Below are 24,698 nucleotides of genomic sequence, written 5' to 3' on the forward strand. Positions count from 1 at the left end.
ACGACCGGTTCGAACGCGTCACACTGGCTCGACTTGCCTTGCAAGCCTACCTGTGCAGCACAGGCGACGGGGAGCCGCGAGAACCTAGCGCCGATGTCTAGGTTGGCCGGTCGGCTTGGCCGGCTTTCGCGTCGGGACACCGAGACCTTGCGTTCCCGCTTGGAACGACGCGACGAACGCCAGCATGTCGACACCAAGCAGCTCGCAAAGATCCTGCAGCTCGACAAGGTCCAGACGACGGATGCCGCGCTCAATCGCGCTGATCCGCTCCTGAGGAACACCCCACGCTTCAGCCAGCGCTGCCTGGGTCAGACCGGCTTCATGCCGCGCATCCAGCAGCATTTGCCGACAAAGGTCGTATTCGGGGCGGTGAAGGGTCTTCGGCATGGGGTACGCATCCGCGGCCCCCCGAAGCTATAGTCACAACTTCTATAGATAAATTTCATCTATCACTAACCACAGCAGCTGGAGAGAACATGGTCATCACACGCTTGTCCTTGGCACTGGTCGGCGTATGCCGCTTTGGACAGAGCCGCCCACACCCAGGAAGCGTCCAGCCAGCGTCTCATGGGATCAACAGCTGGGATGCGGAAGACAAGCGCGACGGAGGCATTCGCGTCCGCGCACGACTTGGTCTGCGTCGGGACGAGATCGCCAATGTTCAGAGTGGTTCGGCGCTGCGCCGTGAGTCGAGCGATTGACGCAAACCCGGGCACAGCATGCGCCCCGTCTCCCTCGATCGTTCACTTTCTTGGTTTTGCTCACCCATCAACAAAGGGCAGATGACATGAAAAAGATCACCCTCACAGTATTGGCAGTGCTGGCGTGGATGCCAGCACAAAGCGAGGCGTACAACATGTTCTGCAACACAAGGCTGGATACTTCTGCAAGGAAGTTCAACTGGCTGCGACACACCACGGCGGATGCCTTGCATCACCTGGCTGGCCAAGGTGTGAAACAGTTTGAAGAGTGGGGCTGCCAAGATTGGGAAGGTCCCGAAAAGTGTGCCGCATATGGCAGGAACCCTGCAAAGATCATGATCCTCGACGATCATGGTCGCGTGCTGAAAACCCGGGAGAACAGCACGACACCCACGACATGGAGCGAAGACGCCTATTCATATGAGGGTGACACAAAATATCCGGTGAGCGTGCACTCCACCAGCTCCTTCGGAACAGACCGAGTCGAGCGACTCTCGCCCGTGGACGCTCATGGCGTGCGCTTGAGTTCGCCGGAGTGGCGGTCGACTGGAAATGGGGTGGTCCGCCTTTACAGCGAGGACGGGCTTTTCTCGGCACGCTATGTCGACGGACGGTACCAGTCGGGTACTGCACTCATCGGACATCTGGATGGGTTGACACCAATCGTCATCGGAGGTCCCCAGCCGGACCCGATGGACAGTTTGTATGAGGTCGAGTGCACGATTCGCCAGGAGCGTGACGGTGGAGTTTTCGTTGAAGGACGATACACACCTGTGAAGGGTGGCCCAACGCGTAGCGAGGCATGGCGATACAGCGCGCGCGGGGATGTCACCTGGTCAAGATTGGCGGATGGTGGGGAGTTCAGATACGTCCCGACCGAAATCGACGCAAAGGGGAATTGGCTGAAACGACGGGTGGAGCGACCAGATGGAACCGCCATGTTGGAGTTCCGTCGAGTTGAGTATCACGATTGACTTGGGATGACCCTTCCCGCATTTGCGCCAATCGATCCGTCGCGGGAATTCATGTGACAACTTTGAGAACGACCTGGGAGTGGTTCATGGAAGTCTGGTCGATCACCATTCGACCATCAATCTAAATTGCAAAAGGAGCTTTGGATGAAACGTATCACGCTGTCAGATCACACCGCGGATCAGATCAACGCGGCAGTGCAGGAGCGGAAGGACGCGTATTCGCGCGCAATGGAGCAGTTCGAGGCTGCGCAAGCTGCCCAGCAGGCCCGGGTCGACGAGGCACGGCGAGCATCACGCGAGGCGTGGGAGGATCGGAAGATTGCGAAGGCGCTCTGGAACTGGTGGGTGGGCCAATGGCGCAGCATGGTCGGCTGGCCGACCCCGCCGCAAATGCGTGGTGAGACCGAGCAGGAGCGGATATGGGCGGTCGGCAACGAAGGCGAAGAGCGCGTCGCCGACCATTTGGCACGCTTCCTGCCCGATACCTGGACGTTGTTTGGTGGCTATCGCAATCCGAAAGGCGAGATTGACCAGGTCCTGGTCGGTCCTGGCGGGCTATTCACCATCGAGATCAAGAACATCAACGGCGTGGTGACGGTCATTGGCGACAGCTTCACCAGTGACAAATACGACAACTACGGCAATCTGAAGGAGACAGGGAAACAGATCGCGGACAGGCGCGGCCGCTCACCCTCTCGACAGTTGAACGAGCCGACGGACAAGCTCGTCGAGTTCTTGCAGCGCAGCGTCCCAGGTGTTCGCGCCCATCGGGTGGTGGTACTGAGCCATCAGAAATCCGCAATCGCCCGCTTGGATCAGCCAGCCGCGGAGGTGGTGGTGTTGTCCGACTGGGACTTGGCCCGAACGATCTCGCAAGGCCAAGCACTGCCCGATTCGGATTTGGCGAAGGTTCTGGACACGATCAAACGTGACCACGCGCACCACGCGCGACGTCACCAGCAGCGTCGAATGGCGCATGCAGCGCCACGAGCCGCTGCTGGATGAGACCGGCAGAAAACCGCATGGTGTGCACCGAGAGTGCACACCATGCCATGCTCTGTTCTACAAGCACCGCTCATGAGCTTCAGTCAGGAGTTCCTCCATGTTGAATCTGCTCGTTCTTTCCGTGGTAGTCGCGGTCCTTTACTTCGTACTCCGGCCAAGGAGGCGGGAGGATGACGTCGTGTTTCCCAGCATTTGGCACCAACGCGATGAGGCAACCAGCAAAGAACAACCGAGTGGAGCAGCAATGTTGAGCGCGTCTGTGACAGGCGGAAGCAGCAGCCAACTCAGCGAGGTTCACACTTCGATGCTCGAAGTCAGCGATGCCGACGATGACTGGCAAGGGTTCGATTGGCTGGAGGACGATCTGAACACTCAGGAGTTGCTTGAGGACCATGTCGCGACAAGCTCGGAATGGGACCGATCGAACAGTGACTTTCCTTTCTCCGAGATCAATCCGGCGACTGGATTGCCAATGATCGGATGTTTCGACCTTGGAGGAAATTTTTATGGTTGTAGCGATCTGTTTGATAGTGGGACCGGCATCGGCTTGGATTCTGACCCGTACGCGTGACAGAGTACAGACAGCGACGACCACTTCACCGACTCGATTGGGTTGGAGTCCGTCGGAGGCTCGATCCTTTCTCGTGATCAAATCTTGCTGATCAAGCAGGATTTGTAGAAGCGATTGCTTGAGACAACAAGTACTAAGCAGGCGGCGCGCTGGCGCAGAAGCTTTGCACTTGGCTGATCAGAATGTCTCCAGCAGCCCGTCTGTCAGGCGGTTGGCATCCCGGTAGCCGCGCACCAATCCAATGATCGTCTGCGAGAACGCCAGGAGCGATAGCGTCAATGGAATGGTCGCCAGCAGCATCGCAGGCACCGTGCCGATCGCGCCCAGCGCCAGCGTCAACGCTTGCAGCCCGAAGGTCAGTGGGAAGAAGCCGACGACAGCTGCGAGGAGCCGCGTGACTGCTGCTGCAATCGCGTCGACATCTTTTGGCCGATAGCAACGTCTGAAGCTGCGCAGATGATCATTCACATGGAATATCAGCTGGTGTCCGTAACGGACCGCTGCGTTCCGCCACACATGCATGGCGACGAACATTGCGAGGGCCAAGCCCGCGCTCACCTTCCCGGTCCATGCCCCGAGTCCGATGGCCAACACGATGCCTGGCAAGATCAGCGCTGCCAGTTCCGCCAAGCTCATCGGCCACGGCTTGGTCGCTATGGGCGGTCTTGGGCCGGGCGCAGCGGACAGCCGTGGCAATCCGGCCAGGATCAATCGGTGCAGCACGGCGTTGCGATAAACAAGTGGCTGTCGCACTCTGTACTCCGTACTCACTCAGCCTCCTCCGACATCAGAACGTGAACAACCACCCGCACAGGGCAGACGCGTAGCGGTTACGCGGATAAGTGACCTTTATGCGGCCCAGGCTCGGGGAGAGCAAGTGTTAGTCGCTCAGGCAGCATTGTTGTGGTCGAATGGATCTGCTCTGGGCGGAGCACCGCAGCTGCCTCTGCACGAGTAACGGTGCACCCTGCTCCGAGAGAGCTTCAGGTAGGCTTGCGATGTGTGCGTAAGAGTGTGAGTAACGCAGGAGCTTTTGAAATGGAAACGTCTTTGAATTCAACCAGTTGCCGTGCTGATTCGGGACCTCTCCTGGGCACCAACGGCTGGAATCAAAGACCTCGCGAAAGCGGGGTTTTTTGTTGCCTGCGGTTTGCTTTCCATCGTGGAGCAAGGGCTTGCGTGGTCCTGCGTAGCCTGGCGAAAGGTCCGCAGGGTGTGCGCAACGCCTTTCTTGTTTGCCGTCACCGCCATGAGGAGCGGCATGAAATCACGTCACGTGACTGTCCGCATCGCACCACGGATCGGAATGGGCTTTGCCTTGAAGTCAGGTCAATCGGTCTGAAGCTGTGGTGCCATCGCTTCCGGCTGGATGCTCGTTTCCAGATGTCTGTACTCGGCAGGTGTGGCGAGATCCCGGCCTGCAGCGCGTGAGATGGTTGCAGGCATCGGATCCGGCTTGCTCGGTCGTTATTGCGCTCGGGAAGGCGGGCAGCAGACTCTGGCATGGGGAAGCCGGTGAGCGGGGACCGTCAGGATTTGGCGCAGATGAGCCACCCCGTGGAGCTGCAGTCGCGATGATCACTCGCATCTTAATGCAGGTAACCGGCAATCCGGTCGGGCTGGTGCAGACGGCCTTTCCTGGCCGCGAAGAGTGCATGGCAGCAATTGGCTGCGGCTCGTTATTCATGGCGTGCATGAAAAACCCCGTCACTCCCGCACTTGGCATGAAGTGGCGACCGTAATACCCATGAAACCTTGATCACGTCCAATGGTGTGGCTGCCAAGTACTGCAAAGCGTGCTTGATGCCACTCCGAAGCAGTGGCATTCAGTCGCAGCCATTCGAAATCCAACTGCCCTGAGCCTGTCAGTCCGAGTGAAACAAATGGTTATCCAAAGCCTGAAGAGCAAGCGCATGCCTGTAGGCTTCGCGCTATTTGCTACTGTTGTCGGTTTGATGCTGCCTTACCAGTCCTTGGCCGATGAGTATCGCAAGGGTGCATGTGGGAGCTTCACTGTCGCAGCCATCCCGGATAGCCAGAATTACCTGGATTTCAGGCATCAAAAGTCCGAGGGGTTTCCGGTGGATGCCCATGAGATGTTCTTTGAGCAGATGCAGTATGTCGCTGACAATGCAAGAAGCAATGGCGGGGACATCGTCTTCGCCACTCATTTAGGTGATATCTGGCAGAACCGTGTGCAACGCATGGACCCGGGGCATGAGTTGCGAGGCTTCAGGGCGGCTCCGGAATCGGTCACTGGAGGCTTGCCGGAGGTGTTTCCGGAAGGCGTTCGGAATCACGAAATTCCGAATGCAGTAAAAGGCTTCGAGATAATTTCAGGAAAGTTGCCGTTTTCCGTGGTTCCCGGCAACCATGATTATGACGCGATCTGGGTTGATGCGAACAATCCTCCTCATCCGGACCGTGATGGTGATATTGGAAAAGGTATTCGTCATGTGGGTGGACTGAAGGGATTTCTTTCGGCATTTTCCGATCAGTCGGAGTTTTTCAGGGGGCAGGCGTGGTACATCGCCTCCAATGATGGAGGCGCCGATAGCGCGCAGATTTTCACTGCCGGACAGTGCAGATTCCTTCATATCGGCCTCCAGTTTGACGCACCTGCAAGCTCCCTTGCCTGGGCGCGTAGGGTGATCCTGCAGAACCCAGGTTTGCCGACGATCGTTTCCACTCACAAATTCACTGACCGTGATGGCAAGCGTGCCGTTGGTGGGCCATTGGACATGAGCATCATTGATCGCCACGACAACAACCCGCAAATGGTCTGGGATGACTTCATCAGTCGTCATGACCAGATTTTCCTTGTGCTCAGTGGCCACATTGGTGGCCAAGGTTACGGCATCGACTACAACGACATGGGCAATGAAGTCCATCAGATGCTGGCGGACTACCAGCCACGTTGGCGTGCCGCGAAGGTGGCTGACCCGGAGGGAAAATATCCGGGAAATCCCTTGACGGGTGATGGCTGGCTGCGCCTTTTGAGTTTCGAGCTTGACGGGGAGAGGCCACGCATCAGTGTTCGAACATACTCCACACACTTCAGGAAGTTCAGCTCCGAAATGCCGGAGTATGCCTCTTGGTACAAAGCTGGTGAACGTCAGGCAGGGCTCAGCGAGCAGGAGTTTCTCGCACGTGACGAGTTCGTAGTCGAGCTTCGCGATTTCCATAAGCGATTCAGCCGGGCTGGCAAGTAATCGCGGCACAACCAGGCGGATGGCAGGCCGCCCGATCCGGTCGACATGCATTCCCTGCATGTTCGTCAGGCACAACTCGTGGGACCATGGAAATGAATGCTGTTTTTCAATATCGTCTGCGCCCCGGCAGGCACTGGGCTCCGCGACACCGCCCACTCGTTCTTGCGCTTGTCGCGGCGTTGACCGCTGCAACACTCCCGGCCGATGCTCAGGAAGCAGGTCATTCGCCGGACGGTGGTGCGAATGAACTCGATGCAGTGGTCGTTACAGGTTCGCGACTCCAGGCCAGGGAGGAAATCGAAAGCAGGCGAGAGTCACTCGCCATTGTGGATTCACTGAGTGCGGATGACATTGGTGAAATGCCAGATCTCACCATTGGCGAGTCTTTGCGCCGAATCACTGGCGTGACGACGATCTACAATGACGATATCGGGCAGTTTGCATCAATTCGTGGTTCGCACCCTGACTATGTTCCGGTCACGATCAATGGATTGACGATCGCCACGACGGGGGATCATGGTGAGGGCACGCGAAAAGTCAACATGCAGGTCATTCCCAGCAGCGCAGTCAGGCAGTTGCGGGCATTCAAGTCGCTTTCTCCGGAGCTTGACGCGGGTGCACTGGCAGGGCTGATCGACATCGTGCCTTCCGCTGCATTCGATCCGGGACAGCGACTCTTTTCAGCCAGTACAGGTACGAGCTATTCAACCTACATGGATGTGCCTGATGTCAACAGTTGGGGGCGTGACGGGAAGAGCGCGCCATGGGGCCGTACGGCACGTTTTTCATGGGCTCCCGGTTTTGCCGGAGACACTATCGGCCTCCTGGTCACGGGTATCTACGAGCAGCGGCCGCGAACCCAGTCGAACAATACGATTGAAAACTATTTGTACTATGACGATGCTGGCAGGCTGACAACGCCTGAATCTCCTGATTGGAACGGGTACGCGGCACCGAACTCTTTTGTCGCTCATAACTACACGAATGTTTTTACCAAGCATGGAGGCACTGTGAGGCTTGACTGGCATCCGGGCAACGGATTCAAAGCCAGCCTTTTCGGCTTTGCCTACCTTTCGGATGAGCAGGAAACCCGAAACACGAATCGTGTCTTCAACCTCAACCAGCACCGTGACCAGACAGCAACCACGGGCACGGCCAATATCAGTGCAGCAGACACCCAGTGGCGCTATAACGATTTCAATCGCGACCAAATGGGGCTCCAGGCTCAGGCGGAGTGGGATTGGCAAGAGCGGGGCCAGCTCAATGCCCAGCTGGGCAGATCCAAGGCATGGTATCGATCCGATCGCCCATTTTCGGCATTTCGTTATGCACCCAACAGCCGGCTCAGCTACGATTTGAGCAATCGCCATCAGCGGTTTGTTCCTGACGACAGGATGGCGCTTCTGGATCCAGAAAACTACAGCAATTTCAATGTGTACAAGGATCGTCGCGAGGCTCACTCTTATGTTACGGAGGCCAAGGTTGACTACGGGCTCAACCACCTTGCCGACAGTCGTGGCTGGGGGTTTTCTGCTGGCATGAGCCGTCGGACATGGAATATGCGACGCGATAACACTGCCACGCAATACGAGCGCGGGCAGCTGGACTTGGGTGACCTGGCCTTCGTCACTGATTTTAACCCTCCCGGCCACGGATCGCCCGTGTTATGGCAGGATGGGGGTCGGTTCTGGGACACTGTGGCTCCCGGGATGACAGTTGATGAGAAAACCTCCGCGTACAACTCCTTGGCAAACGACTACAATTACAGGGAAAGCGTTTTTGCCGGATATGTGAATGGAATCTACGCTGCGGATGATTTTCGTGTCAGTGGCGGCCTTCGTTTTGATCGCACCAGTTTTGATGCTGAGATGGCTGCGGTAGCCAACGGCGTGGTGTTGCCCGAAAAAGCCGCGGCATCGGGCACGCAGTCAGAGGTGCTGCCTTACCTGAACGTAGTCTGGTCCGTTTCGCCGGAGTTTCGAATCAAGGCATCGGCATCCAGAACCCTTGGGCGACCCAATCCGGAAATGATTGCCACTGTCGAAAATATGAACCATGACGATCTCACCGGGACACGTGGCAACCCGCTGATCAGACCACGCAAGTCGAATAATTTTGACTTGGGCCTGGAGTATTACTTCAATGGTGGTCTGGGTATGGCTTTGTTGACCGGGTTTTACAAAGGTGTAACCGATGACATCCTGAACGTTTCATGGCAGGAGGTCATCAATGGTGATACCTGGACCATCAGGGCTCCTGTCAATGGCGAGGACACAACCTACAAGGGAATCGAGCTCAGTGTCGTCAACACCAGCTTCGTGAACTTCCATCCGAGTCTGGAGCCCCTCGGCATGGCCCTCAACGTGATGTTTGTTGATGGGGCTTCTTCATACCTTTATCGTGATGTGTCAACGAGAATCGATCGCCTTCAGTACCAATCCAGGTATGCCGGCAATGCCGCGCTGTTCTGGAGTTTCAAGGGGGGCTCCGAGCTCCGGTTGGCGGCCAACTTCCAGGGCAAATATCTCGAGTCATTTGCTGCAACGCCATGGCAGAATATATGGATCAAGCCGTTTTCCACGGTTGACTTGACCATGAAATGGTGGGTTAACCCGAGCCTTCAGCTTGGCCTCAGGGGGCGGAACATATTCAGCCAGCGCCGTGCACGCTTGACGGGACCCGACAAGGATCTTATCCGTGCAGACATGGAGGTTGGTAGCACCTGGTTTTTGGATCTGCATTATCGATTTTGATTCTCTTGCGAGTCCAAAGTTGCAGTGATGGCGCGCTCAATTGAGAGTTGACGCGTTGATACCCGTCAAAATCAGTCTCAGTGCAGGGGGGGACGACAGGTGTGGATGCATGCCCTGGCGTGATCCCGGCGTCGTGACAGCCTGGGCAGGCTGTCTTGATGTGAGTTTCCAGGCAGGCGGTTCCGCGTGCTGCAGCATGTGTGAGGTGAGGGAGGCAAACGCCACTTGGTGATCCAGTCTGGTGGCAGGATTGGCATGCATGCCATCGTAGCCAGCATTGCTCACATGCTCCCTTTCACGGCTGGGCCGGTGACGTCGGTTACAGCAGGTGATCGATCGGGAGCCGGGACAGGAACTTCACGTATCCGCGCCGCCAGAGCGATGATTCGGGCTCCTTGTCGAGCTGGCGCTCGCCGTCGGGGGTGCTTTCATGCCAGACGATGTCGCGCTTGCCGGCGAGTTTAAGCCGGTATGCGAGGTGCGGGATGTCGTGCTCGAAGGCATTGGCGACGCCCTGTGCCATGAACGCGCTTTCGATGACGAAGCCGAGTTCGGTGTTCAGCTGTGCCGAGCGCGGGTCGAAGTTGAACGAGCCGACGAATACGCGCTCGCCATCCACGGCGAAGGTCTTGGCATGCAGGCTGGAGCCGGAACTGCCGAATGGCCCGGCTTTTTCCCTCGGCAGGTCGCGGCTGCGCTGGCGTTGCATTTCGTGCAGTTCGATGCCGTGCTCGAGCAACGGCTCGCGGTACTTCATGTAGCCGGCATGCACGGCGGCGACGTCGGTGGCCTCCAGTGCATTGGTCAGGACGCGCACGCGGACACCCTGCCGTGCCAAGGTGGCAAACGCATCGACGCCCTGTTGCGTGGGCACGAAATAAGGGGAAATCAGATCGACGGTCTTTTCCGGGCGCCCAAGCAGGCGCGCCAGCCGCGGCAGCAACTGGGCATCCGGCGGCGCCTTGTCCAGCACCTTGGCCGGGTCGTCGCTGACCATGCGCACCGGAACCCATTGGAAATCCAGCCTGCGCGAGCGCAGGTTGCGGATGAAGTCGGATTGCCTGGCAGCATCCACGTAGATCTTCCTGCGTGCCAGGCTGGCGGGGTCGGGTCGTGTGTCCAGTGACTGTGCCCGCAGCTTCCGTTCCGGGACATGGACCAGTTTTTCCAGCGGGTAGGCGGATGCGCTGTTCCAGTAGAGGTCGAAGTCGCGGGAGACTTCATCGACGGCATCGCTGACAACCATCACGTCGAGGTCGGTGAAGGTGACGCCTTCGCTGGCGCCGAAATACTCATCGCCGATATTGCGCCCACCCACGATGGTGGCCTGGCCATCGATGGTGAGTGATTTGTTGTGCATGCGCCGGTTGAGGCGATTGAAGTCGGTGAGGAAGCCGCGCGCCTTGAAGCGACGTTGCACGAACGGGTTGAACAGGCGAACTTCGATGTCGTCCTGCGCATTGAGCAAGGCCAGTTTCCGATCCAGTCCGGAAGTGCCGTTGTCATCCAGCAACAACCGCACGCGCACGCCGCGTTGCGCGGCATCCAGCAGGGCGCGCAGCAAGAGGTTGCCGGTGATGTCGTCGCGCCAGATGTAGTACTGCACGTCGATTGTGCGTTCCGCGGCGGCGATCAACAGGATACGCGAGGCGAATGCATCCAGCTCGTTGGCCAGCGGCAGCACGCCCGAGCGGCCGGGGTGCTGTTCCACCAATGGCCCGGATGGCCTGGCCCAGTGCGGTTTCCGCGGCGTCGCGGGCGGGCAGGGCGGTGGATGCCTGGCGATCGTCCAGCGACGGCAGTCGCGCGCAGGCGGCGAGCAGAACGACGGCCATAAGTGCGGACGATCGTCGCGGCACTGCATTTCGAATGCGAGGAAAGGAGCGTGCGCGCAATGAGCAGGGTGTCCGCTTGCGGCAGGATGGGATGGAATCCTTGTGTCGGCGTCCGGCAAGCATCAAATCCACCTCCGCACGCGCGCCGCATAACGCTCGTACACTTCGCCGAAGCGCTCGCGCAGGATGTGTTCCTCGGGCTTGATCTGCAAGCGATTCAGCGTGATCACCATCAGTGGCAGGCCGAGGAAGGCGACCGCATTGCCCAGCCACACACCCCAGCCGGCGAGTACCAGCAGCATGCCCAGGTACATGGGGTTGCGCGTGTGGCGGAAGATGCCGCGGGTCACCAGTTGATGTGCGCGTTCCGGCGCCAGCGGGTTCAAGGTGGTGCCGGCACGGGCGAACTCGCGTGCGCCGGCCAAGGCGACCACGCCACCGGCCACGGCCAGGGCGCAGGCAGCCAGCCAGACCAGCCATCCACCACCGCGTGGCCACAGCTGGGCTTGTGGCCACCATGCCGCCAGCCCCCACATCAGCACGGCCATGGCCACGTCGATGACCGGCGGCGGGATGCGATGTTCAAACCAGCGCGACATGCGGCGCCTCAGAAACCCGTGCCCGGCTGCGCCAGCCAGGCCCGTTCTTCCGCCGTGTTGCTGCGGCCGAGGATGGCATTGCGGTGCGGAAACCGTCCGAAGCGCGTGATCACCTCCCGGTGCCGGCGTGCATGGGTCAGGGCTCTGGAAAAGTATGCCTTCGGCTCGGCATCCGGCGCTTCGCGCAATGCGCTGAACAGGTCCACGCTGCGCGCCTGCATCGCCGCGTCCTCGGCATGCTCCAGCGGCATGTAACAGAAGATGCGCGCAAGTGGCGGCACCGCCTGATCGTGACCGATCTCGACCCCGTCCACGGCCAGGGCTTGCGCCTGCGCATCACCGGCGAAGCTTTTCGGCTGGCCTCGAAAGGCATTGCGGGTGAACTGATCCAGCACGATCAGCAGCGCCAGCCGCCCTTCGGCCTGTGTCGCCCAATCGTCGAGTCGACCTGCGCGCGCTTCGGCGATGGTGTTTTCGAAATGGTGCCGCAGCTTGGCATCGAAGGCCTTGCTCTTGCGAAACCATTGACGCTGCACGCGCCGCATGGCGTCGTCGTCGAGGGGATACGCGCCAAGCCAGAACTCCAGCACAGGCGCGTAGGGCGGCTGCGTCATCATGCATGCAGCATAGCGATAGCGCCGCGCATGCGCGCTTATCATGGTGGGTGCATGCACGCGCAACGCGGCGACCCGTCAGGAGTGAAGCGATGAGCACATGGTGTCTGGCCCGGCAGGGCGCCTTTTGGCTGGCGCTGGGCGTGATCGGCAGCGGCTCCGCCGCCGTCCAGGCCGGGAAATATCCCGACGCCCACGACAGCGACCCGGCACGCCTGGGCTGGATGGTCGGCTCGCCGCCGCCGGCGGACAAGATCATCCGCCAGGAAGACGGCTCGATGTACCAGTTCCCGCAATTGCGCTGGACGTTTTCCAACGCGCGCCAGTTCGGCCCCACCGCGACGGTCTCGCGCGGCATCGCCGCGCCGGTGCCATTGCCACGTGCCGAACGCCATGACCTCGACGCGGTGCGCTTCACCCCGCTCGGTGGAAACGAACCGATGACTTGGCGCGAGGCCTTCGATGCCAACTACAGCGACGGCATCGTGGTGCTGCATCGCGGGCAGATCGTCTACGAGCGCTACGCCGGCGTGTTCGGCCCCGAGGGCCAGCACATGGCGCAATCGGTCACCAAGTCCTTCTACGGCACCTTGGCCGAAATGCTGGTCGCCGAAGGCAAGCTCGACGATGGCGCGCTGGTGACGCATTACGTGCCCGAGCTGAAGGACAGCGCGTTTGCCGATGCCACCGTGCGACAGGTGATGGACATGCGCACCGGCCTCAAATACAACGAGGACTACGCCGATCCGGATTCGGAAATCTGGGCCTATGTGCGCGCCGGCCATGTGATGGCGCGCCCGCCCGGCTATCAGGGGCCGATGAGCTTCTACGAGTTCCTGCAGACGGTGCAGAAGGAAGGCGAGCACGGCGGCACCTTCGCCTACAAGACCATCAACACCGACGTGCTCGGCTGGATCATTCGCCGCGTGACCGGGCAATCGATGCGTCAGGTGCTGTCCGAGCGCATCTGGCGCCGCCTGGGCATGGAGCAGGACGCCTTCTTCACCGTCGATGCCATCGGCATCGAATTCGCCGGCGGCGGGTTGAACACCGGCCTGCGCGACCTGGCCCGCTTCGGCGAGCTGATGCGCCGGGGCGGCGAGTGGACCGTCGATGGCCGCAGCGAGCAGATCATCCCGCGCGCGGCGGTGGAGAGCATCCGCCGTGGTGGCGACCGCGAGGCCTTCGCGCCGGCCGGTTACGTGACCCTGCCGGGCTGGAGCTATCGCGCCATGTGGTGGGTGTCGCACAACGAGCACGGCGCCTACATGGCGCGCGGCATCCACGGCCAGTCGATCTATGTCGACCCGAAAGCCGAGATGGTCATCGCGCGCTACGCCTCGCACCCGGTGGCACCGAACCCGGTCAACGACCCGACCACGCTGCCGGCCTATCACGCCATGGCCAAACACCTGATGGCGACGCCAAGCCAATAGCTGCGGCGCGGCGTCTTCGTCCACCCTTCACCGCCACGGCGATAGCGTGCCTGATCCGGTGGCCGAAGGCGTTGAATGCGCATGGACCTGAAAAGCGGTTATCCGTTCTGGGCGGTGAAGAACGGGCTGATGCATGCCTTCCCGCCACTGCGCGAGGACATCCGCTGCGAGGTGGTGGTGCTGGGCGCCGGCATCACCGGGGCACTGATTGCCGATGAGCTGGCCGCGCACGGGCACGACATCTGCGTATTGGACGAGCGCGATGTCGGCTGGGGCAGCACCGCCGCCAGCACCGCGCTGCTGCAGTACGAGATAGACACCCACATGGTCGATCTGGCGAAGCAGTACGGCGAGGACAATGCCTTGCTGGCCTATCGCGCCTGCGTCGAGGCGATCGATCTGGTCGCCGAGCGTGCCAGGCGCGTCAAGGATGTCGATTTCGCGCGCATGCACAGTCTGTACTACGCCAGCAAGCGCGGCCATCGCAAGGCGCTGCGGGAGGAGTTCGAGTTGCGCAAGCGGCATGGCTTTGACGTCACCTGGCTGGAGCCGGAGGCGATCCGCGAACGCTTCGGCTTCGATGCGCCGGCGGCGATCCTGTCGCGCAAGGCCGCGCGCGTCGATCCCTACCGCATGGCATACCGGCTGCTGGCGGCGTTGCAGCGTCGCGGCGTGCCGGTGCATGACCGCAGCCCGGTCGCGCACATTGCCGCCGACGCGCGCGGGGTCGAACTGCAAACCACGCAGGGCGCGCGCATCCGTGGCAAACATCTGGTGATGGCCACCGGCTACGCCGCGCAGGGCTTCATCCGCCAACAGGTGGCGAAGAACCGCAGCAGCTATGCCTTCATCACCGATCCGATCCAGCCGGAGGAACTTCTTGGCGCCTTGAAGAACACCATGGTCTGGGAGTCGGCGCGGCCCTATCTGTACCTGCGCACCACCGGCGATGGCCGGCTGATGGTCGGCGGCGAGGATGACAGCATCGACATTCCGGCCAAACGCGATGCACGGGTCGAGGCCAAGGCCGCCAAGCTGGCCGACAAGGTGCGCGCGTTGTTCCCCGGGCTGCCGGTGCAGCCGGCCTTCGCCTGGGCCGGAACCTTTGCCGAAACCAGTGACGGGCTGCCGTTCTTCGGCGCCCATCGCGAACACGCCAGCCGGGTGCTGTTCGCCATGGCCTATGGCGGCAATGGCATCACCTATTCGGTGCTCGGCGCCGGGCTGCTGCGCGCGATCATCGAACGTCGCAAGCACCCGCTGGCCGGACTGTTCGCGTTCGAGCGCTGAGCGGGAAAGCGCTTTGCATGGCAGCAAGTGAGGCCGGTTTCGACGCTGCGTGTGCGAGCATGGCGGGATGACGAAGAAAAACAACAACAGGAAAGGCGCTTCCCCGGGCGGTGCGAAGTCGGCATCGGGCAAACGCACGGGCAAGGCGAAACCGGGCAAGCCGGCCAAGGCGGCGCCATGGCTGCCGGACGTGATCGACACGGAGAATGGCAAACCCGCGCGCAAGGCAGCGAAGGCGGCTGCCGCAAAAACGCCTTCGACCCGCTCCGGGTCCGCGCGTGGCAAGGCCAGGCCGGCGACATCCGGCACCAAAGCCGGCAAGACCGGCAGGCCCGGAACGCCGGCGACCGATCCTTATCATCGCCGCGAAGCGCAGCGCTACGCCCAGCCGATCGCCAGCCGCGAGTACCTGCTGCAGCTGCTGGATGCGGCCGACGGCCCGATCCAGGGCGATGTGCTGGCCGAACAGCTGGGTCTGGATTCGCCCGAACGGCGCGAGGCGCTGGATCGTCGCCTCACGGCGATGGTGCGCGACGGCCAGCTGCGGCAGAACCGCCGTGGCGGCTACGTGCCGACGGCGCGCGGCAACCTGGTGCCGGGCACGGTGATCGCCAACCCGGAAGGTTTCGGTTTCCTGCGCCCGGATGCCGGCGGCGATGACCTGTTCCTGCCGCCGGCGCAGATGCGCAAGGCGATGCACGGCGACCGCGTGCTGGTGCATGTCACCGGCGCCGACCGCCGCGGGCGCCAGGAAGCGGCCATCGTCGATGTGCTCGAGCGGCGCGTCAGCCGTCTGGTCGGGCGCTACGAGGAGGAGGCCGGTGTCGGCTTCGTGATTCCCGACGATGCGCGCATGCAGCGCAACCTGATCATCCCGCAGGCCGAGCGGGCCGAGGCACGTCCCGGCCAGCTGGTGGTGGCCGAAATCACCCAGCCACAGGATGACCGGCGCCCGCCGATGGGCCGCATCGTCACCGTGCTCGGCGAGAAGCTGACGCCCTCGCTGGTGGTGGAGACGGCGATCCACGGACATGACATTCCGCACGAGTTCCCGCAGGCGGTACTGGACGAGGCGGCGCGGGTGCCGCTGGAGGTGCAGCCCGCCGAGCATCGCGGCCGGGTGGATCTGCGCGACTTGCCACTGCTGACGATCGACGGCGAGGACGCCAAGGATTTCGATGACGCGGTGTATTGCGAACGCCGACGCGGTGGCTGGCGGCTGCTGGTGGCGATCGCCGATGTCTCGCATTACGTGCGCCCGGGCTCGCCGCTGGACGAGGAAGCCGAGCACCGCGCGACTTCGGTCTATTTCCCCGGCTACGTGGTGCCGATGCTGCCGGAGACGCTGTCCAATGGCATCTGTTCGCTGAACCCGGAGGTCGATCGCCTGTGCCTGGTCTGCGAAATGCAGATGAACAATCGCGGCGAAACCGTGTCGTCGGAGTTCTATCCGGCGCTGATGCGTTCGCATGCGCGGCTGACCTATACCCAGGTCTGGAACGCGGTCGGCGATGGGGTGACGGACGAGGATCGGTTGCAGGCCGAAGCGCGGATCGGCGACTGCCTGCCGCAGGTGCGTCATCTGCATCAGCTGTACCAGCAGATGGCCAAGGCGCGCGAAGCGCGCGGCGCGATCGATTTCGAATCGAGCGAAGTGCGCTTCGTGCTCGACAATCGCGGCGAAGTGGTGCAGGCCGGCATGTTGCCGCGCAACGATGCGCACAAACTGATCGAGGAATGCATGATCGCGGCCAACGTGGAGGCCGCCCGTTACCTGCTGGGCAAGCGCATCCCGGCGCCGTTCCGCATCCACGAGCGGCCCCCGGAGCAGAAGTACGCCGACCTGCAGGAGTTCCTCAAGGAGTTCCAGCTTTCCATGCCGCCCTGGCAGGAGGTGCAGCCGCGCGACTTCATGGCCTTGATCCGCAAGGTGCGCGAGCGCGCGGATGCGACGCTGATCGAGTCGGTGCTGCTGCGCAGCCAGTCGCTGGCGGTGTATTCGCCCGGCAACATCGGCCATTTCGGTCTGGCGCTGGACAGCTACGCCCACTTCACTTCGCCGATCCGCCGCTACCCGGATCTGCTGGTGCACCGTGCGATCAAGCACGGGCTGGCCGGTGGCGATGCCGACGACTTCCGTTACAACGCACGCGAGATGGATACACTGTCGCTGCAATGCTCGGAGCGTGCACGACGCGCCGACGAGGCCGAACGCGAAGTCGACGAGCGCTACCGTGCCGCGTGGATGGAGCAGCACGTCGGTGGCGAGTTCGACGGCGTGATCAGCGGCGTGACCAGCTTCGGCCTGTTCGTCGAGCTGGATGAGTCCAAGGTCAATGGCCTGGTCCACGTCACCCAGTTGCCGCATGACTATTACCACTTCGATGCGATCCGCAAGACGCTGACCGGCGAGCGCCGCGGACGCGAGTTCCGCCTCGGCGACCGGGTGCGGATCGTGGTGCTCAAGGCAAGTCTGGAAGATCGCAAGATCGATTTCCGCCTCGCCGAGGAGGGCGACGGCGAAAAGGCGCGCCGCGGGCAACCCGCACGACGCGCCAAGAAGGCGTATTGAGCGCGGTGCACGAACCCGGGTCGGCCATCGCCGTTGCGATGCAAGGCATGTGCACGGGCGGCGATAATGACCGGCCCGATCGACAACGGCGCGGCGCATGACTTCGACCCAATGGATTGCCGGCATCAACGCGGTGGCCTCGGCACTGGAGCATGACCCGGGCAACGTGCGCGAGGTGTTGCTGGAGGCCGGGGCGCGCAATCCGCGCTTGGCAGAAATTGAAAGCCGTGCACGGCGGCTGCAGGTCACGGTGCGCCATGTCGCGCAGCAGGCGCTGGACGGCGTGGCCGGCGGCCTGCGCCACCAGGGCGTGGCGGCACGCTACCAGGCGCCGCGCAGCTGGGCCGAGCATGAACTTCCCGCCTTGCTGGAACAGGCCGCGGGACAGGCGCTGGTGCTGGTGCTGGACGGGGTGCAGGACCCGCACAACCTCGGCGCCTGCCTGCGTTCGGCCGCAGCGGCCGGCGCGACCGCGGTGCTGATCCCGCGTGACAAGGCGGTGCAGGTGAACGCCACCGTGCGCAAGACCTCGGCCGGCGCCGCCGATCGCATCCCGGTGATCGCGGTGACCAATCTGGCGCGCAGCCTGCGTGAATTGCAGAAGCTCGGCGTGTGGACTTATGGCCTGGCCGGGGAAAGTACCGCGCCGCTGTATGACGTGGATTTGCGCGGCAATGTCGCCCTGGTGCTGGGCGGGGAAGGCGACGGATTGCGCCGCCTCACGCGCGAGCACTGCGATGGCCTGGTGCGGATCCCGATGCCGGGTGAAATGGAGAGCCTCAACGTCTCGGTCGCGGCCGGGATCGCCTTGTTCGAAGCGGTGCGCCAGCGCCGCGGCGGCTGAGCAGCCGGGCTTGCCCGGCAGCGGGATTCAAGGAGCCGGCGCTGCCTGCAGCGCGGGCCACTGGTTGGCGATGGTGCAGAACAGCTGCGCGGTGATTTCGGCGTCGTACACCGCGGAATGGGCATCGACCGCGCTCCATTCCAGCCCGGCCGCCTGCACCGCGCGCGCGAGCACGGTCTGGCCGTAGGCCACGGCGGCCAGGGTCACGGTATCGAGCACGCTGAACGGGTGGAACGGGTTGCGCTTGTGCTGGCAGCGCGCCACCGCCGCATTGAGGAAGTTGAGATCGAAGTGCGCGTTGTGGCCGACCAGGATCGCGCGCTGGCAGCCATGCTTCTTCACCGCCTTGCGCACCGCGGCGAACACGTGGTCGAGCGCCTCGCGTTCGGGTTTGGCGAGGCGGAAGGGATGGTCGAGCACGATGCCGGTGACCTCCAGCGACTTGGGGTCGATCTCGGTACCCGGTGCCGGCTCCAGATGCGCGCAGGCGGTTTCACCCGGCACCAGGCGGCCTTCGGCGTCGAGTTCCAGCGGCACCGCGGCGAATTCCAGCAGGGCGTGGCGATTCCAGTCGAAGCCGCCGGTTTCCACGTCGACCACCACCGGCAGGTAGCCACGGAAGCGGCGGGCCATGGACGGGATGTCGGCAGCGGGGGTGGAGGTGGCGGCGTCGGGCATGGCGCCAGTTTAATCGGTGCGCGATGCGTTCCGTGCCGACTTCGCCTGATGCGGGCGGATACCGAGCACGCTGTCCTCGGCGTGCAGCCGTTGCAGCATGTGTCGCGCTTCCTCGTGGAACGCCGCATCCCCGTCGGCCCCGGCCTCCGCCGCGAGCGTCCCGAGCAGGTGCTCGCCGCTGTCGTCTTCGTTGTCGGCAATCAATTGCAGCAGACGGAACACCAGTGGCGAGATCGCGGCGAAATGCACGTTCAGCCGGCGGTCGCGGCGCACCAGCAGCAGGGTAGGCGCGTCCGGCGCTTGCCGCGGCTGGAAGCGCGGCCCGATGCGTTGCACCGGCCACGCATAGGCCAGCGGCCAGACCTGCGGCGAGAGCACCGGGATGCCGCTGAACAGATCGCCATCGGCCAGATGCGGGGGCGGCGGCGTGTCGTCGATCGCGGCGCGCAGCTCCATCCACTCGTAGTGCGCAAGCTCGGCCAGCCAGGGCGGATCCAGTTCCGCCTGCGCCGCCAGCCAGGTGATGAATTCCTGCGCGATCTCGGTGAACAGGGGTGTCCGGCAGCGGTGTTCGCGCTGGAAGTCGGCCACCCGCCGCGTCCATTCGCGCTCGCCAAGTGTTTGCCGGATCACCGGGAAATTGTTGGCGAGGAGGCCTTCCATGGTGTTGAAGAACAGGCGTCGGTAAAGCGCGAGGCGGCGCTCTTCAATGCCTTCGGGCGCCGGCATCCGCGCATCGCGCAGGTGGGCGGCGAACGCCAACTGGCGTGCTTCGAGCGTGTCGTGCGTGCTCATGGCGCCAGCGCCTCTGCCTGCAACACACGGATGCGCTGCAGTTCGGCCTGCAGTTCGGCATACGGCGGGTAGTTGAAATCGCGCTCGAGCAGGGTCGGGCGCACGCCATGCCGGCGATACGCGCTGGCGAGCAGCTGCCATACTGCGTCCTTGACCGCGGCGCCATGGGTGTCGATCTTCAGGTCGTCGGCTTCGTCATGGTGACCGGCGACGTGGTAGCCGGCGATGCGCGCCGAGGGCATCGCGGCGAGGAAGGCGTCGGCATCGTAGCCGTGGTTGATGCTGTTGACGAAGATGTTGTTGACGTCCAGCAGCAGGTCGCAGTCGGCGGCATCCAGCACCGCGAGCAGGAACTCGACCTCGCTCATGCGCTGCCATGGTGCGGCGTAATAGCTGATGTTCTCGACCGCGATGCGCCGGCCCAGGTGCTGCTGCACGCGGTCGATGCGCGTGGCGACATGGCGCACGCTGGCGTCATCAAAGGGCAGCGGGATCAGGTCGTAGAGATGGCCATCGTCGCCGCTCCAGCTCAGGTGTTCGCTGTAATGGTCGATGGCGTGGCGCTGCATGAAGCCGGCGATGCCGTCCAGCAGGTCGCTGTCCAGCGGCTGCGGGCCACCGAGCGAGAGCGACAGGCCGTGCAGGGTGATCGGCAGGCGCGCCGACAGCGCGGCGAAGCGTTGCCCGAGTTCACCGCCGACGCCGATCCAGTTCTCCGGCGCGCACTCGAGAAAATCGAAATCCCCGGCCGGTTCGGATTCGATCGCGCCAAGCAGGCCACGGCGCAGGCCGAGGCCCACCGTGGCCGCACCCAGGGCGCGGGTCACCGCCAGGCGGGCCCGCGCTCAGCGGTGGCAGGCGTCAAGGCGTGCCGCCGCATTTGCCGGCGCCACACTTGCCCGCGCCGCATTTGCCTTCGCCGTCCTTGTTCTTCTCGGCGTGATAGGCCTCCATCTCGGCCTCGGTGATGCTGCCGTCGCCATCCAGATCATGGGCGTCGAACTCGTCATCCTTGCCATCGTGCGCGGCGGCGAACTCCTCGCGCGAGATCTTGCCGTCGCCATCGCGGTCGATGTGCTTGAAGCCGCACATGCCCTCGGCCTGCTTGGCCGGCGGCGGAGTGTCCATGTAGGGCGAGGCGAGTGGCTGCACCGCGAGTGCGCTGCCGGACAGGGCCAGTGAACCGGCCAGGGTGCCAAGCGTGAGCAGGGTCTTGTTCGACTTCATGACGGGGGATTCCTCGGGAATGAGGCCCGATGGTAGCGCCCCGCACGCTGCGCGCGTGAAGCAGTCATGCTGTCATGCAGCATCGATGCATGTGCACGTGCAGCGATGGCCGGCTCAATCGTGGTTGACCACGTGGCTGTCGTCACGCTTCTCGCGCGGCGGCAGCGGCTGCTGGTCGCCATGGATGCGGAACCAGATGTTCTCGGCGATGTTGGTCGCGTGGTCGCCGATGCGCTCCAGGTTCTTGGCCATGAACAGCAGATGGGTGCACGGCGTGATGCTGCGCGGATCTTCCATCATGTAGGTCAGCAGTTCACGGAACAGCGCGGTGTATTGCCGGTCCAGTTCGGCATCGCGCTCGCGCACGCGCTGTGCGGCGTCGGCGTCCAGTTCCAGGTAGGCGCCCAGCACGTCGCGCATCTGCTCCACCGCGAGGCGGCCCAGCGAGCGCAGGCTGCCGGTATGCGGCATCGGCGGTGCGGTATTGAGTGCCAGCGAGCGCTTGGCCATGTTGGCGGCATAGTCGCCGACGCGCTCGATGTCCGAGGCGATGCGCAAGGCGGCGAGGATGATGCGCAGGTCGGTGGCCAGCGGGCCACGCAGGGCCAGCTTCATCACGTCGCGGCTGATCTCTTCCTCCAGCGTGTCGATGGCGTCGTCATTGGCGACGATGCGTTCGGCGGCGCGGTCGTCGCGGCGTTCGATCACGTCCAGCGCCGCCTCCAGCTGCGCCACGGCCATCGCGCCCATGCGCTGGATTTCCCGGGTCAGCCGCTGCTGCTCCTCGTCGTAGCTCTTGACGATGTGTTCGTTCTCGATGTTCATGCGGATTCCGGTCAGGCGGGTGGTTGTCAGGGGTGGGCGCTCAGCCGAAGCGGCCGGTGATGTAGTCCTCGGTCTGTTGCTGCGAGGGATTGGAGAAGATGGTGGTGGTGGTGTCGTGTTCGATCAGGTTGCCCAGGTACATGAAGGCGGTGTAGTCGGACACGCGTGCCGCCTGCTGCATGTTGTGGGTGACGATGACGATGGTGTAATCGGTCTTCAGCTCCTCCACCAGTTGCTCGATGCGCGCGGTGGAGATCGGATCCAGCGCCGAGGTCGGCTCGTCCAGCAACAGCACGTCCGGGCGCAGCGCGACCGCGCGCGCGATGCACAGGCGCTGCTGCTGGCCGCCGGACAGGCCCAGCGCGTTCTTGCCCAGCTTGTCCTTGACCTCGTCCCACAGCGCAGCCTGGCGCAACGCGGTTTCGACGCGCACATCCATCTCCGCCTTCGGCAGGCGCTGGTGGTGGCGGATGCCGTAGGCGACGTTCTCGTAGATCGTCATCGGGAACGGCACCGGCTTCTGGAACACCATGCCGACCTTGGAGCGCAGCCGGTTCATCGAGTAGCGCTCGTCGAGGATGTTCTCGCCATCCAGCAGCACTTCGCCGCGTGCCACCAGCTTCGGGTACAGCGCATAGATGCGGTTGTACACCCGCAGCAGCGTGGACTTGCCGCAGCCGGATGGCCCGATCAACGCGGTGACGCGCTTTTCCGGGATGTCGAAGTGGATGTCCTTGAGCGCCTGCACGTCGCCGTAGTGGAAATCCAGTCCGCGGGTGGAGATCTTCACCGCCGGCGGCGGGCCGGACATCGCCTCGTGGGTGCGCAGGTGCAGGGTGGGAGCAGCGTCGTTCATGGGCGTGGTCGCGAAGGTTCAGTCGGGGGTGACACGTTTGCGGTTGACGATGGCGCGTGCGATCAGGCTGACCGCGAGCACGAACAGGGTGGTCAGCAGGGCACCGGCCCAGGCGATGCGTTCCCAGTTCTCGAAGCCGGAACCGGCGAACTTGTACATCACCAGCGGTACCGCGGACATCGCGCCGGAGGGATCGAGGCTGAAGAACTCGTTGCCGAACGCGGTGAACAGCAGCGGTGCGGTTTCCCCGGAGATGCGCGCCAGTGCCAGCAGCACGCCGGTGACGATGCCGGGCAGCGCCGAGCGGTACAGCACCTGCAGCACCATCTTCCATTGCGGCACGCCGAGGCTGAGCGCGGCCTCGCGCATGGTCACCGGCACCAGGCGCAGCATTTCGTCGGTGCTGCGCACCACCACCGGCAGCACGATGAAAGCGAGCGCCAGCGCACCGGCGACGGCGGAGAAGCGCCCGCCGGTCTGCATCACGAACATCGCGTACACGAACAGACCGAGCACGATCGAAGGCGCCGACAGCAGGATGTCGTTGACGAAACGCACCGCCGAGCCGAGCCGCGTGCCGTGGCCGAACTCGGCAAGCCAGGTGCCCGCGGCGATGCCCAGCGGCGTGCCGATCAGCACCGCCATGGCGCACATCATCAGGCTGCCGACGATGGCATTGCGCAGGCCGCCGTCTTCCATCGGCGGCGGCTGGTCCTGCGTCAGCAGGGCCAGATCGAGATGGCCGATGCCGCGCGAAATCAGCGTCCACATGATCCAGGCGAGGAACAGCAGGCCGAAGATCGCGGCGAGATTGGCCAGCGTCACCGCGACCATGTTGGTCAGCCGCCGGCGCCGGTACAGACGCTCGTCCTGGCGGGGTGCGCGCATCGCGTCAGCAGGCGTGCTCATGCCTTGCCCTCCCGGCGCGCGAGCTGTTGCAGCATCAGGCGCGCCAGTGCCAGCACCACGAAGGTGACGATGAACAGCACGAAGCCGAGCAGTAGCAGCGCGGCGCGATAGCTTTCGGTGGCCTCGCCGAAGTCGTTGGCGATCAGCGCGGCGATGGTGGTCGAGGGCTCCAGCAGCGAGGCGGTGAACTGCACGTTGTTGCCGATGACGAAGGCGACGGCCATGGTTTCGCCCAGCGCGCGGCCCAGGCCGAGGAAGATGCCGCCGATCACCGCCGAGCGGGTGTACGGCAGCACGATGTCCCAGTTCACTTCCCAGCGCGTCGAGCCGAGGGCATAGGCCGACTCCTTGAGCCGCGTCGGCACGGTGAGGAACACTTCGCGCATGGTGGCCGAGATGAACGGGATCACCATGATCGACAGCACGATGCCCGAGGTCAGCATGCCGGCGCCGATCGGCGGGCCCTGGAACAGCTTGCCGATCACCGGCAGCGGCCCAAGCCAGCCGTCGAGCAGCGGCACCACGTGTTCGCGCATCACCGGCATCAGCACGAAGAAGCCCCACATGCCGTAGATGATCGAGGGGATGCCGGCGAGCAGTTCGATCGCGGTGCCGATCGGGCCGCGCAGCCAGCGCGGCGCGACCTCGGTGAGGAAGAAGGCGATGCCGAAGCTGACCGGCACCGCGATCAGCATCGCGATCAGTGCGGTGACGATGGTGCCCCAGATCGGCACCAGTGCGCCGTAGCGGTTCTCCACCGGATTCCAGTCGCTGGAGGTGAAGAAGGCCAGGCCTTCGCTGGCCAGTACCGAGCGCCCGCCCCACAGCATCGACAGCGCCGCCGCGGCGAGGGTGAACAGCACGAACAATGAAGCGCCGGTCAGCAACCAGCGGAAGCTGCGGTCATTGCGTGCGTCGCGCACGTCGCGGGTGGTGGCAGCGGGCAGGGTGGCGGTGTTCATCGTCGAGATGGCCCAGGCGGCTCGCGTTGATCGACTCCGG

General features: G+C 63.3%; 23 protein-coding genes. 10 read left to right on the forward strand and 13 right to left on the reverse strand.

All coding sequences use genetic code 11. The features are described 5' to 3' along the window. Positions 1–84: 84 nt before the first annotated feature. Positions 85–387, reverse strand: coding sequence for a helix-turn-helix domain-containing protein (locus tag ACW11F_RS01690; RefSeq protein ID WP_456995192.1), 303 nt, complete (start codon positions 385–387; stop codon positions 85–87). A 400-nt stretch (positions 388–787) separates the two neighbouring features. Between ACW11F_RS01690 and ACW11F_RS01695 the strand changes: the two genes are divergently transcribed. The 3 genes from ACW11F_RS01695 to ACW11F_RS01705 all read left to right on the forward strand — a co-directional run bounded on the left by ACW11F_RS01695 (position 788) and on the right by ACW11F_RS01705 (position 3,251). Beyond that, the gene (locus ACW11F_RS01695; RefSeq protein ID WP_456995193.1) at positions 788–1,675 is read left to right on the forward strand and encodes a hypothetical protein; all 888 of its coding nucleotides are present in this window, start codon (positions 788–790) and stop codon (positions 1,673–1,675) included. Positions 1,676–1,819: 144 nt separating this feature from the next. Next, complete coding sequence (locus ACW11F_RS01700) at positions 1,820–2,680, forward strand: nuclease-related domain-containing protein (protein ID WP_456995194.1); 861 nt, start codon at positions 1,820–1,822, stop codon at positions 2,678–2,680. A 97-nt stretch (positions 2,681–2,777) separates the two neighbouring features. Next, positions 2,778–3,251 (forward strand): hypothetical protein, encoded by a 474-nt coding sequence (locus ACW11F_RS01705; RefSeq protein WP_456995195.1) that lies wholly within the window; start codon positions 2,778–2,780, stop codon positions 3,249–3,251. Positions 3,252–3,428: 177 nt separating this feature from the next. Here ACW11F_RS01705 and ACW11F_RS01710 read toward each other — a convergent pair whose 3' ends face one another. Then, positions 3,429–4,022, reverse strand: a complete 594-nt coding sequence (locus tag ACW11F_RS01710) for a hypothetical protein (protein ID WP_456995196.1) — start codon at positions 4,020–4,022, stop codon at positions 3,429–3,431. 803 nt (positions 4,023–4,825) lie between these two features. On the opposite strand from ACW11F_RS01710, the gene ACW11F_RS01715 reads away from it, so the two are divergent. From ACW11F_RS01715 to ACW11F_RS01725, 3 genes are all read left to right on the forward strand, one after another. Continuing rightward, complete coding sequence (locus ACW11F_RS01715) at positions 4,826–4,993, forward strand: hypothetical protein (RefSeq protein WP_456995197.1); 168 nt, start codon at positions 4,826–4,828, stop codon at positions 4,991–4,993. A gap of 141 nt (positions 4,994–5,134) precedes the next feature. Further along, positions 5,135–6,463 (forward strand): hypothetical protein, encoded by a 1,329-nt coding sequence (locus tag ACW11F_RS01720; protein ID WP_456995198.1) that lies wholly within the window; start codon positions 5,135–5,137, stop codon positions 6,461–6,463. A gap of 86 nt (positions 6,464–6,549) precedes the next feature. Then, positions 6,550–9,216, forward strand: a complete 2,667-nt coding sequence (locus ACW11F_RS01725; protein WP_456995199.1) for a TonB-dependent receptor — start codon at positions 6,550–6,552, stop codon at positions 9,214–9,216. A gap of 319 nt (positions 9,217–9,535) precedes the next feature. Here ACW11F_RS01725 and ACW11F_RS01730 read toward each other — a convergent pair whose 3' ends face one another. The 3 genes from ACW11F_RS01730 to ACW11F_RS01740 form a co-directional block, all read right to left on the reverse strand. Then, positions 9,536–10,927, reverse strand: coding sequence for a phospholipase D-like domain-containing protein (locus ACW11F_RS01730; RefSeq protein ID WP_456995200.1), 1,392 nt, complete (start codon positions 10,925–10,927; stop codon positions 9,536–9,538). Positions 10,928–11,173: 246 nt separating this feature from the next. Continuing rightward, positions 11,174–11,650, reverse strand: coding sequence for a methyltransferase family protein (locus tag ACW11F_RS01735; protein WP_456995201.1), 477 nt, complete (start codon positions 11,648–11,650; stop codon positions 11,174–11,176). An 8-nt stretch (positions 11,651–11,658) separates the two neighbouring features. Continuing rightward, the gene (locus ACW11F_RS01740) at positions 11,659–12,264 is read right to left on the reverse strand and encodes a DUF924 family protein (protein ID WP_456995202.1); all 606 of its coding nucleotides are present in this window, start codon (positions 12,262–12,264) and stop codon (positions 11,659–11,661) included. A gap of 92 nt (positions 12,265–12,356) precedes the next feature. Here ACW11F_RS01740 and ACW11F_RS01745 point away from each other — a divergent pair, with 92 nt between their 5' ends. The 4 genes from ACW11F_RS01745 (at position 12,357) to rlmB (ending at position 18,406) form a co-directional block, all read left to right on the forward strand. After that, positions 12,357–13,700: a serine hydrolase domain-containing protein gene (locus ACW11F_RS01745; protein WP_456995203.1), complete on the forward strand. Its 1,344-nt coding sequence runs from the start codon at positions 12,357–12,359 to the stop codon at positions 13,698–13,700. A gap of 81 nt (positions 13,701–13,781) precedes the next feature. Continuing rightward, on the forward strand, positions 13,782–14,990 hold the full coding sequence (locus ACW11F_RS01750; RefSeq protein WP_456995204.1) for an NAD(P)/FAD-dependent oxidoreductase: 1,209 nt from the start codon (positions 13,782–13,784) through the stop codon (positions 14,988–14,990). 67 nt (positions 14,991–15,057) lie between these two features. Next, positions 15,058–17,562, forward strand: a complete 2,505-nt coding sequence (gene rnr, locus ACW11F_RS01755) for a ribonuclease R (RefSeq protein WP_456995205.1) — start codon at positions 15,058–15,060, stop codon at positions 17,560–17,562. A gap of 97 nt (positions 17,563–17,659) precedes the next feature. Further along, a complete protein-coding gene (rlmB, locus tag ACW11F_RS01760; protein WP_456995206.1) occupies positions 17,660–18,406 on the forward strand; it encodes a 23S rRNA (guanosine(2251)-2'-O)-methyltransferase RlmB in 747 nt (248 codons plus the stop codon). 27 nt (positions 18,407–18,433) lie between these two features. Here rlmB and rnt read toward each other — a convergent pair whose 3' ends face one another. From rnt to pstC, 8 genes are all read right to left on the reverse strand, one after another. Then, on the reverse strand, positions 18,434–19,084 hold the full coding sequence (rnt, locus tag ACW11F_RS01765; RefSeq protein ID WP_456995207.1) for a ribonuclease T: 651 nt from the start codon (positions 19,082–19,084) through the stop codon (positions 18,434–18,436). A gap of 9 nt (positions 19,085–19,093) precedes the next feature. Next, a complete protein-coding gene (locus ACW11F_RS01770) occupies positions 19,094–19,879 on the reverse strand; it encodes an HvfC family RiPP maturation protein (RefSeq protein ID WP_456995208.1) in 786 nt (261 codons plus the stop codon). Continuing rightward, on the reverse strand, positions 19,876–20,706 hold the full coding sequence (locus ACW11F_RS01775; protein WP_456995209.1) for an HvfB family MNIO-type RiPP peptide maturase: 831 nt from the start codon (positions 20,704–20,706) through the stop codon (positions 19,876–19,878). Before ACW11F_RS01775 ends, ACW11F_RS01770 begins: the two co-directional genes overlap by 4 nt. A gap of 34 nt (positions 20,707–20,740) precedes the next feature. After that, positions 20,741–21,106, reverse strand: a complete 366-nt coding sequence (locus tag ACW11F_RS01780) for an EF-hand domain-containing protein (RefSeq protein WP_456995210.1) — start codon at positions 21,104–21,106, stop codon at positions 20,741–20,743. 114 nt (positions 21,107–21,220) lie between these two features. Next, positions 21,221–21,931, reverse strand: coding sequence for a phosphate signaling complex protein PhoU (gene phoU, locus ACW11F_RS01785; protein WP_456995211.1), 711 nt, complete (start codon positions 21,929–21,931; stop codon positions 21,221–21,223). Positions 21,932–21,971: 40 nt separating this feature from the next. Beyond that, positions 21,972–22,787 carry a phosphate ABC transporter ATP-binding protein PstB gene (gene pstB / locus ACW11F_RS01790; protein ID WP_456995212.1) on the reverse strand — a complete coding sequence of 272 codons (816 nt, stop codon included), beginning with the start codon at positions 22,785–22,787 and terminating at the stop codon, positions 21,972–21,974. An 18-nt stretch (positions 22,788–22,805) separates the two neighbouring features. Continuing rightward, a complete protein-coding gene (gene pstA, locus ACW11F_RS01795; protein WP_456995863.1) occupies positions 22,806–23,675 on the reverse strand; it encodes a phosphate ABC transporter permease PstA in 870 nt (289 codons plus the stop codon). A gap of 17 nt (positions 23,676–23,692) precedes the next feature. Further along, on the reverse strand, positions 23,693–24,658 hold the full coding sequence (gene pstC, locus ACW11F_RS01800; RefSeq protein WP_456995213.1) for a phosphate ABC transporter permease subunit PstC: 966 nt from the start codon (positions 24,656–24,658) through the stop codon (positions 23,693–23,695). Positions 24,659–24,698: the final 40 nt, after the last annotated feature.

The sequence above is a fragment of the Luteimonas sp. e5 genome (genome assembly GCF_054031035.1).

Coding starts and splice junctions, on each gene's coding strand:
- ACW11F_RS01690 (WP_456995192.1), bottom strand. CDS start 387: ATGCCGAAGACCCTTCACCGCCCCGAATACGACCTTTGTCGGCAAATG.
- ACW11F_RS01695 (WP_456995193.1), top strand. CDS start 788: ATGAAAAAGATCACCCTCACAGTATTGGCAGTGCTGGCGTGGATGCCA.
- ACW11F_RS01700 (WP_456995194.1), top strand. CDS start 1,820: ATGAAACGTATCACGCTGTCAGATCACACCGCGGATCAGATCAACGCG.
- ACW11F_RS01705 (WP_456995195.1), top strand. CDS start 2,778: ATGTTGAATCTGCTCGTTCTTTCCGTGGTAGTCGCGGTCCTTTACTTC.
- ACW11F_RS01715 (WP_456995197.1), top strand. CDS start 4,826: ATGATCACTCGCATCTTAATGCAGGTAACCGGCAATCCGGTCGGGCTG.
- ACW11F_RS01720 (WP_456995198.1), top strand. CDS start 5,135: ATGGTTATCCAAAGCCTGAAGAGCAAGCGCATGCCTGTAGGCTTCGCG.
- ACW11F_RS01725 (WP_456995199.1), top strand. CDS start 6,550: ATGGAAATGAATGCTGTTTTTCAATATCGTCTGCGCCCCGGCAGGCAC.
- ACW11F_RS01735 (WP_456995201.1), bottom strand. CDS start 11,650: ATGTCGCGCTGGTTTGAACATCGCATCCCGCCGCCGGTCATCGACGTG.
- ACW11F_RS01740 (WP_456995202.1), bottom strand. CDS start 12,264: ATGACGCAGCCGCCCTACGCGCCTGTGCTGGAGTTCTGGCTTGGCGCG.
- ACW11F_RS01745 (WP_456995203.1), top strand. CDS start 12,357: ATGAGCACATGGTGTCTGGCCCGGCAGGGCGCCTTTTGGCTGGCGCTG.
- ACW11F_RS01750 (WP_456995204.1), top strand. CDS start 13,782: ATGGACCTGAAAAGCGGTTATCCGTTCTGGGCGGTGAAGAACGGGCTG.
- rnr (WP_456995205.1), top strand. CDS start 15,058: ATGACGAAGAAAAACAACAACAGGAAAGGCGCTTCCCCGGGCGGTGCG.
- rlmB (WP_456995206.1), top strand. CDS start 17,660: ATGACTTCGACCCAATGGATTGCCGGCATCAACGCGGTGGCCTCGGCA.
- rnt (WP_456995207.1), bottom strand. CDS start 19,084: ATGCCCGACGCCGCCACCTCCACCCCCGCTGCCGACATCCCGTCCATG.
- ACW11F_RS01770 (WP_456995208.1), bottom strand. CDS start 19,879: ATGAGCACGCACGACACGCTCGAAGCACGCCAGTTGGCGTTCGCCGCC.
- ACW11F_RS01780 (WP_456995210.1), bottom strand. CDS start 21,106: ATGAAGTCGAACAAGACCCTGCTCACGCTTGGCACCCTGGCCGGTTCA.
- phoU (WP_456995211.1), bottom strand. CDS start 21,931: ATGAACATCGAGAACGAACACATCGTCAAGAGCTACGACGAGGAGCAG.
- pstB (WP_456995212.1), bottom strand. CDS start 22,787: ATGAACGACGCTGCTCCCACCCTGCACCTGCGCACCCACGAGGCGATG.
- pstA (WP_456995863.1), bottom strand. CDS start 23,675: ATGCGCGCACCCCGCCAGGACGAGCGTCTGTACCGGCGCCGGCGGCTG.
- pstC (WP_456995213.1), bottom strand. CDS start 24,658: ATGAACACCGCCACCCTGCCCGCTGCCACCACCCGCGACGTGCGCGAC.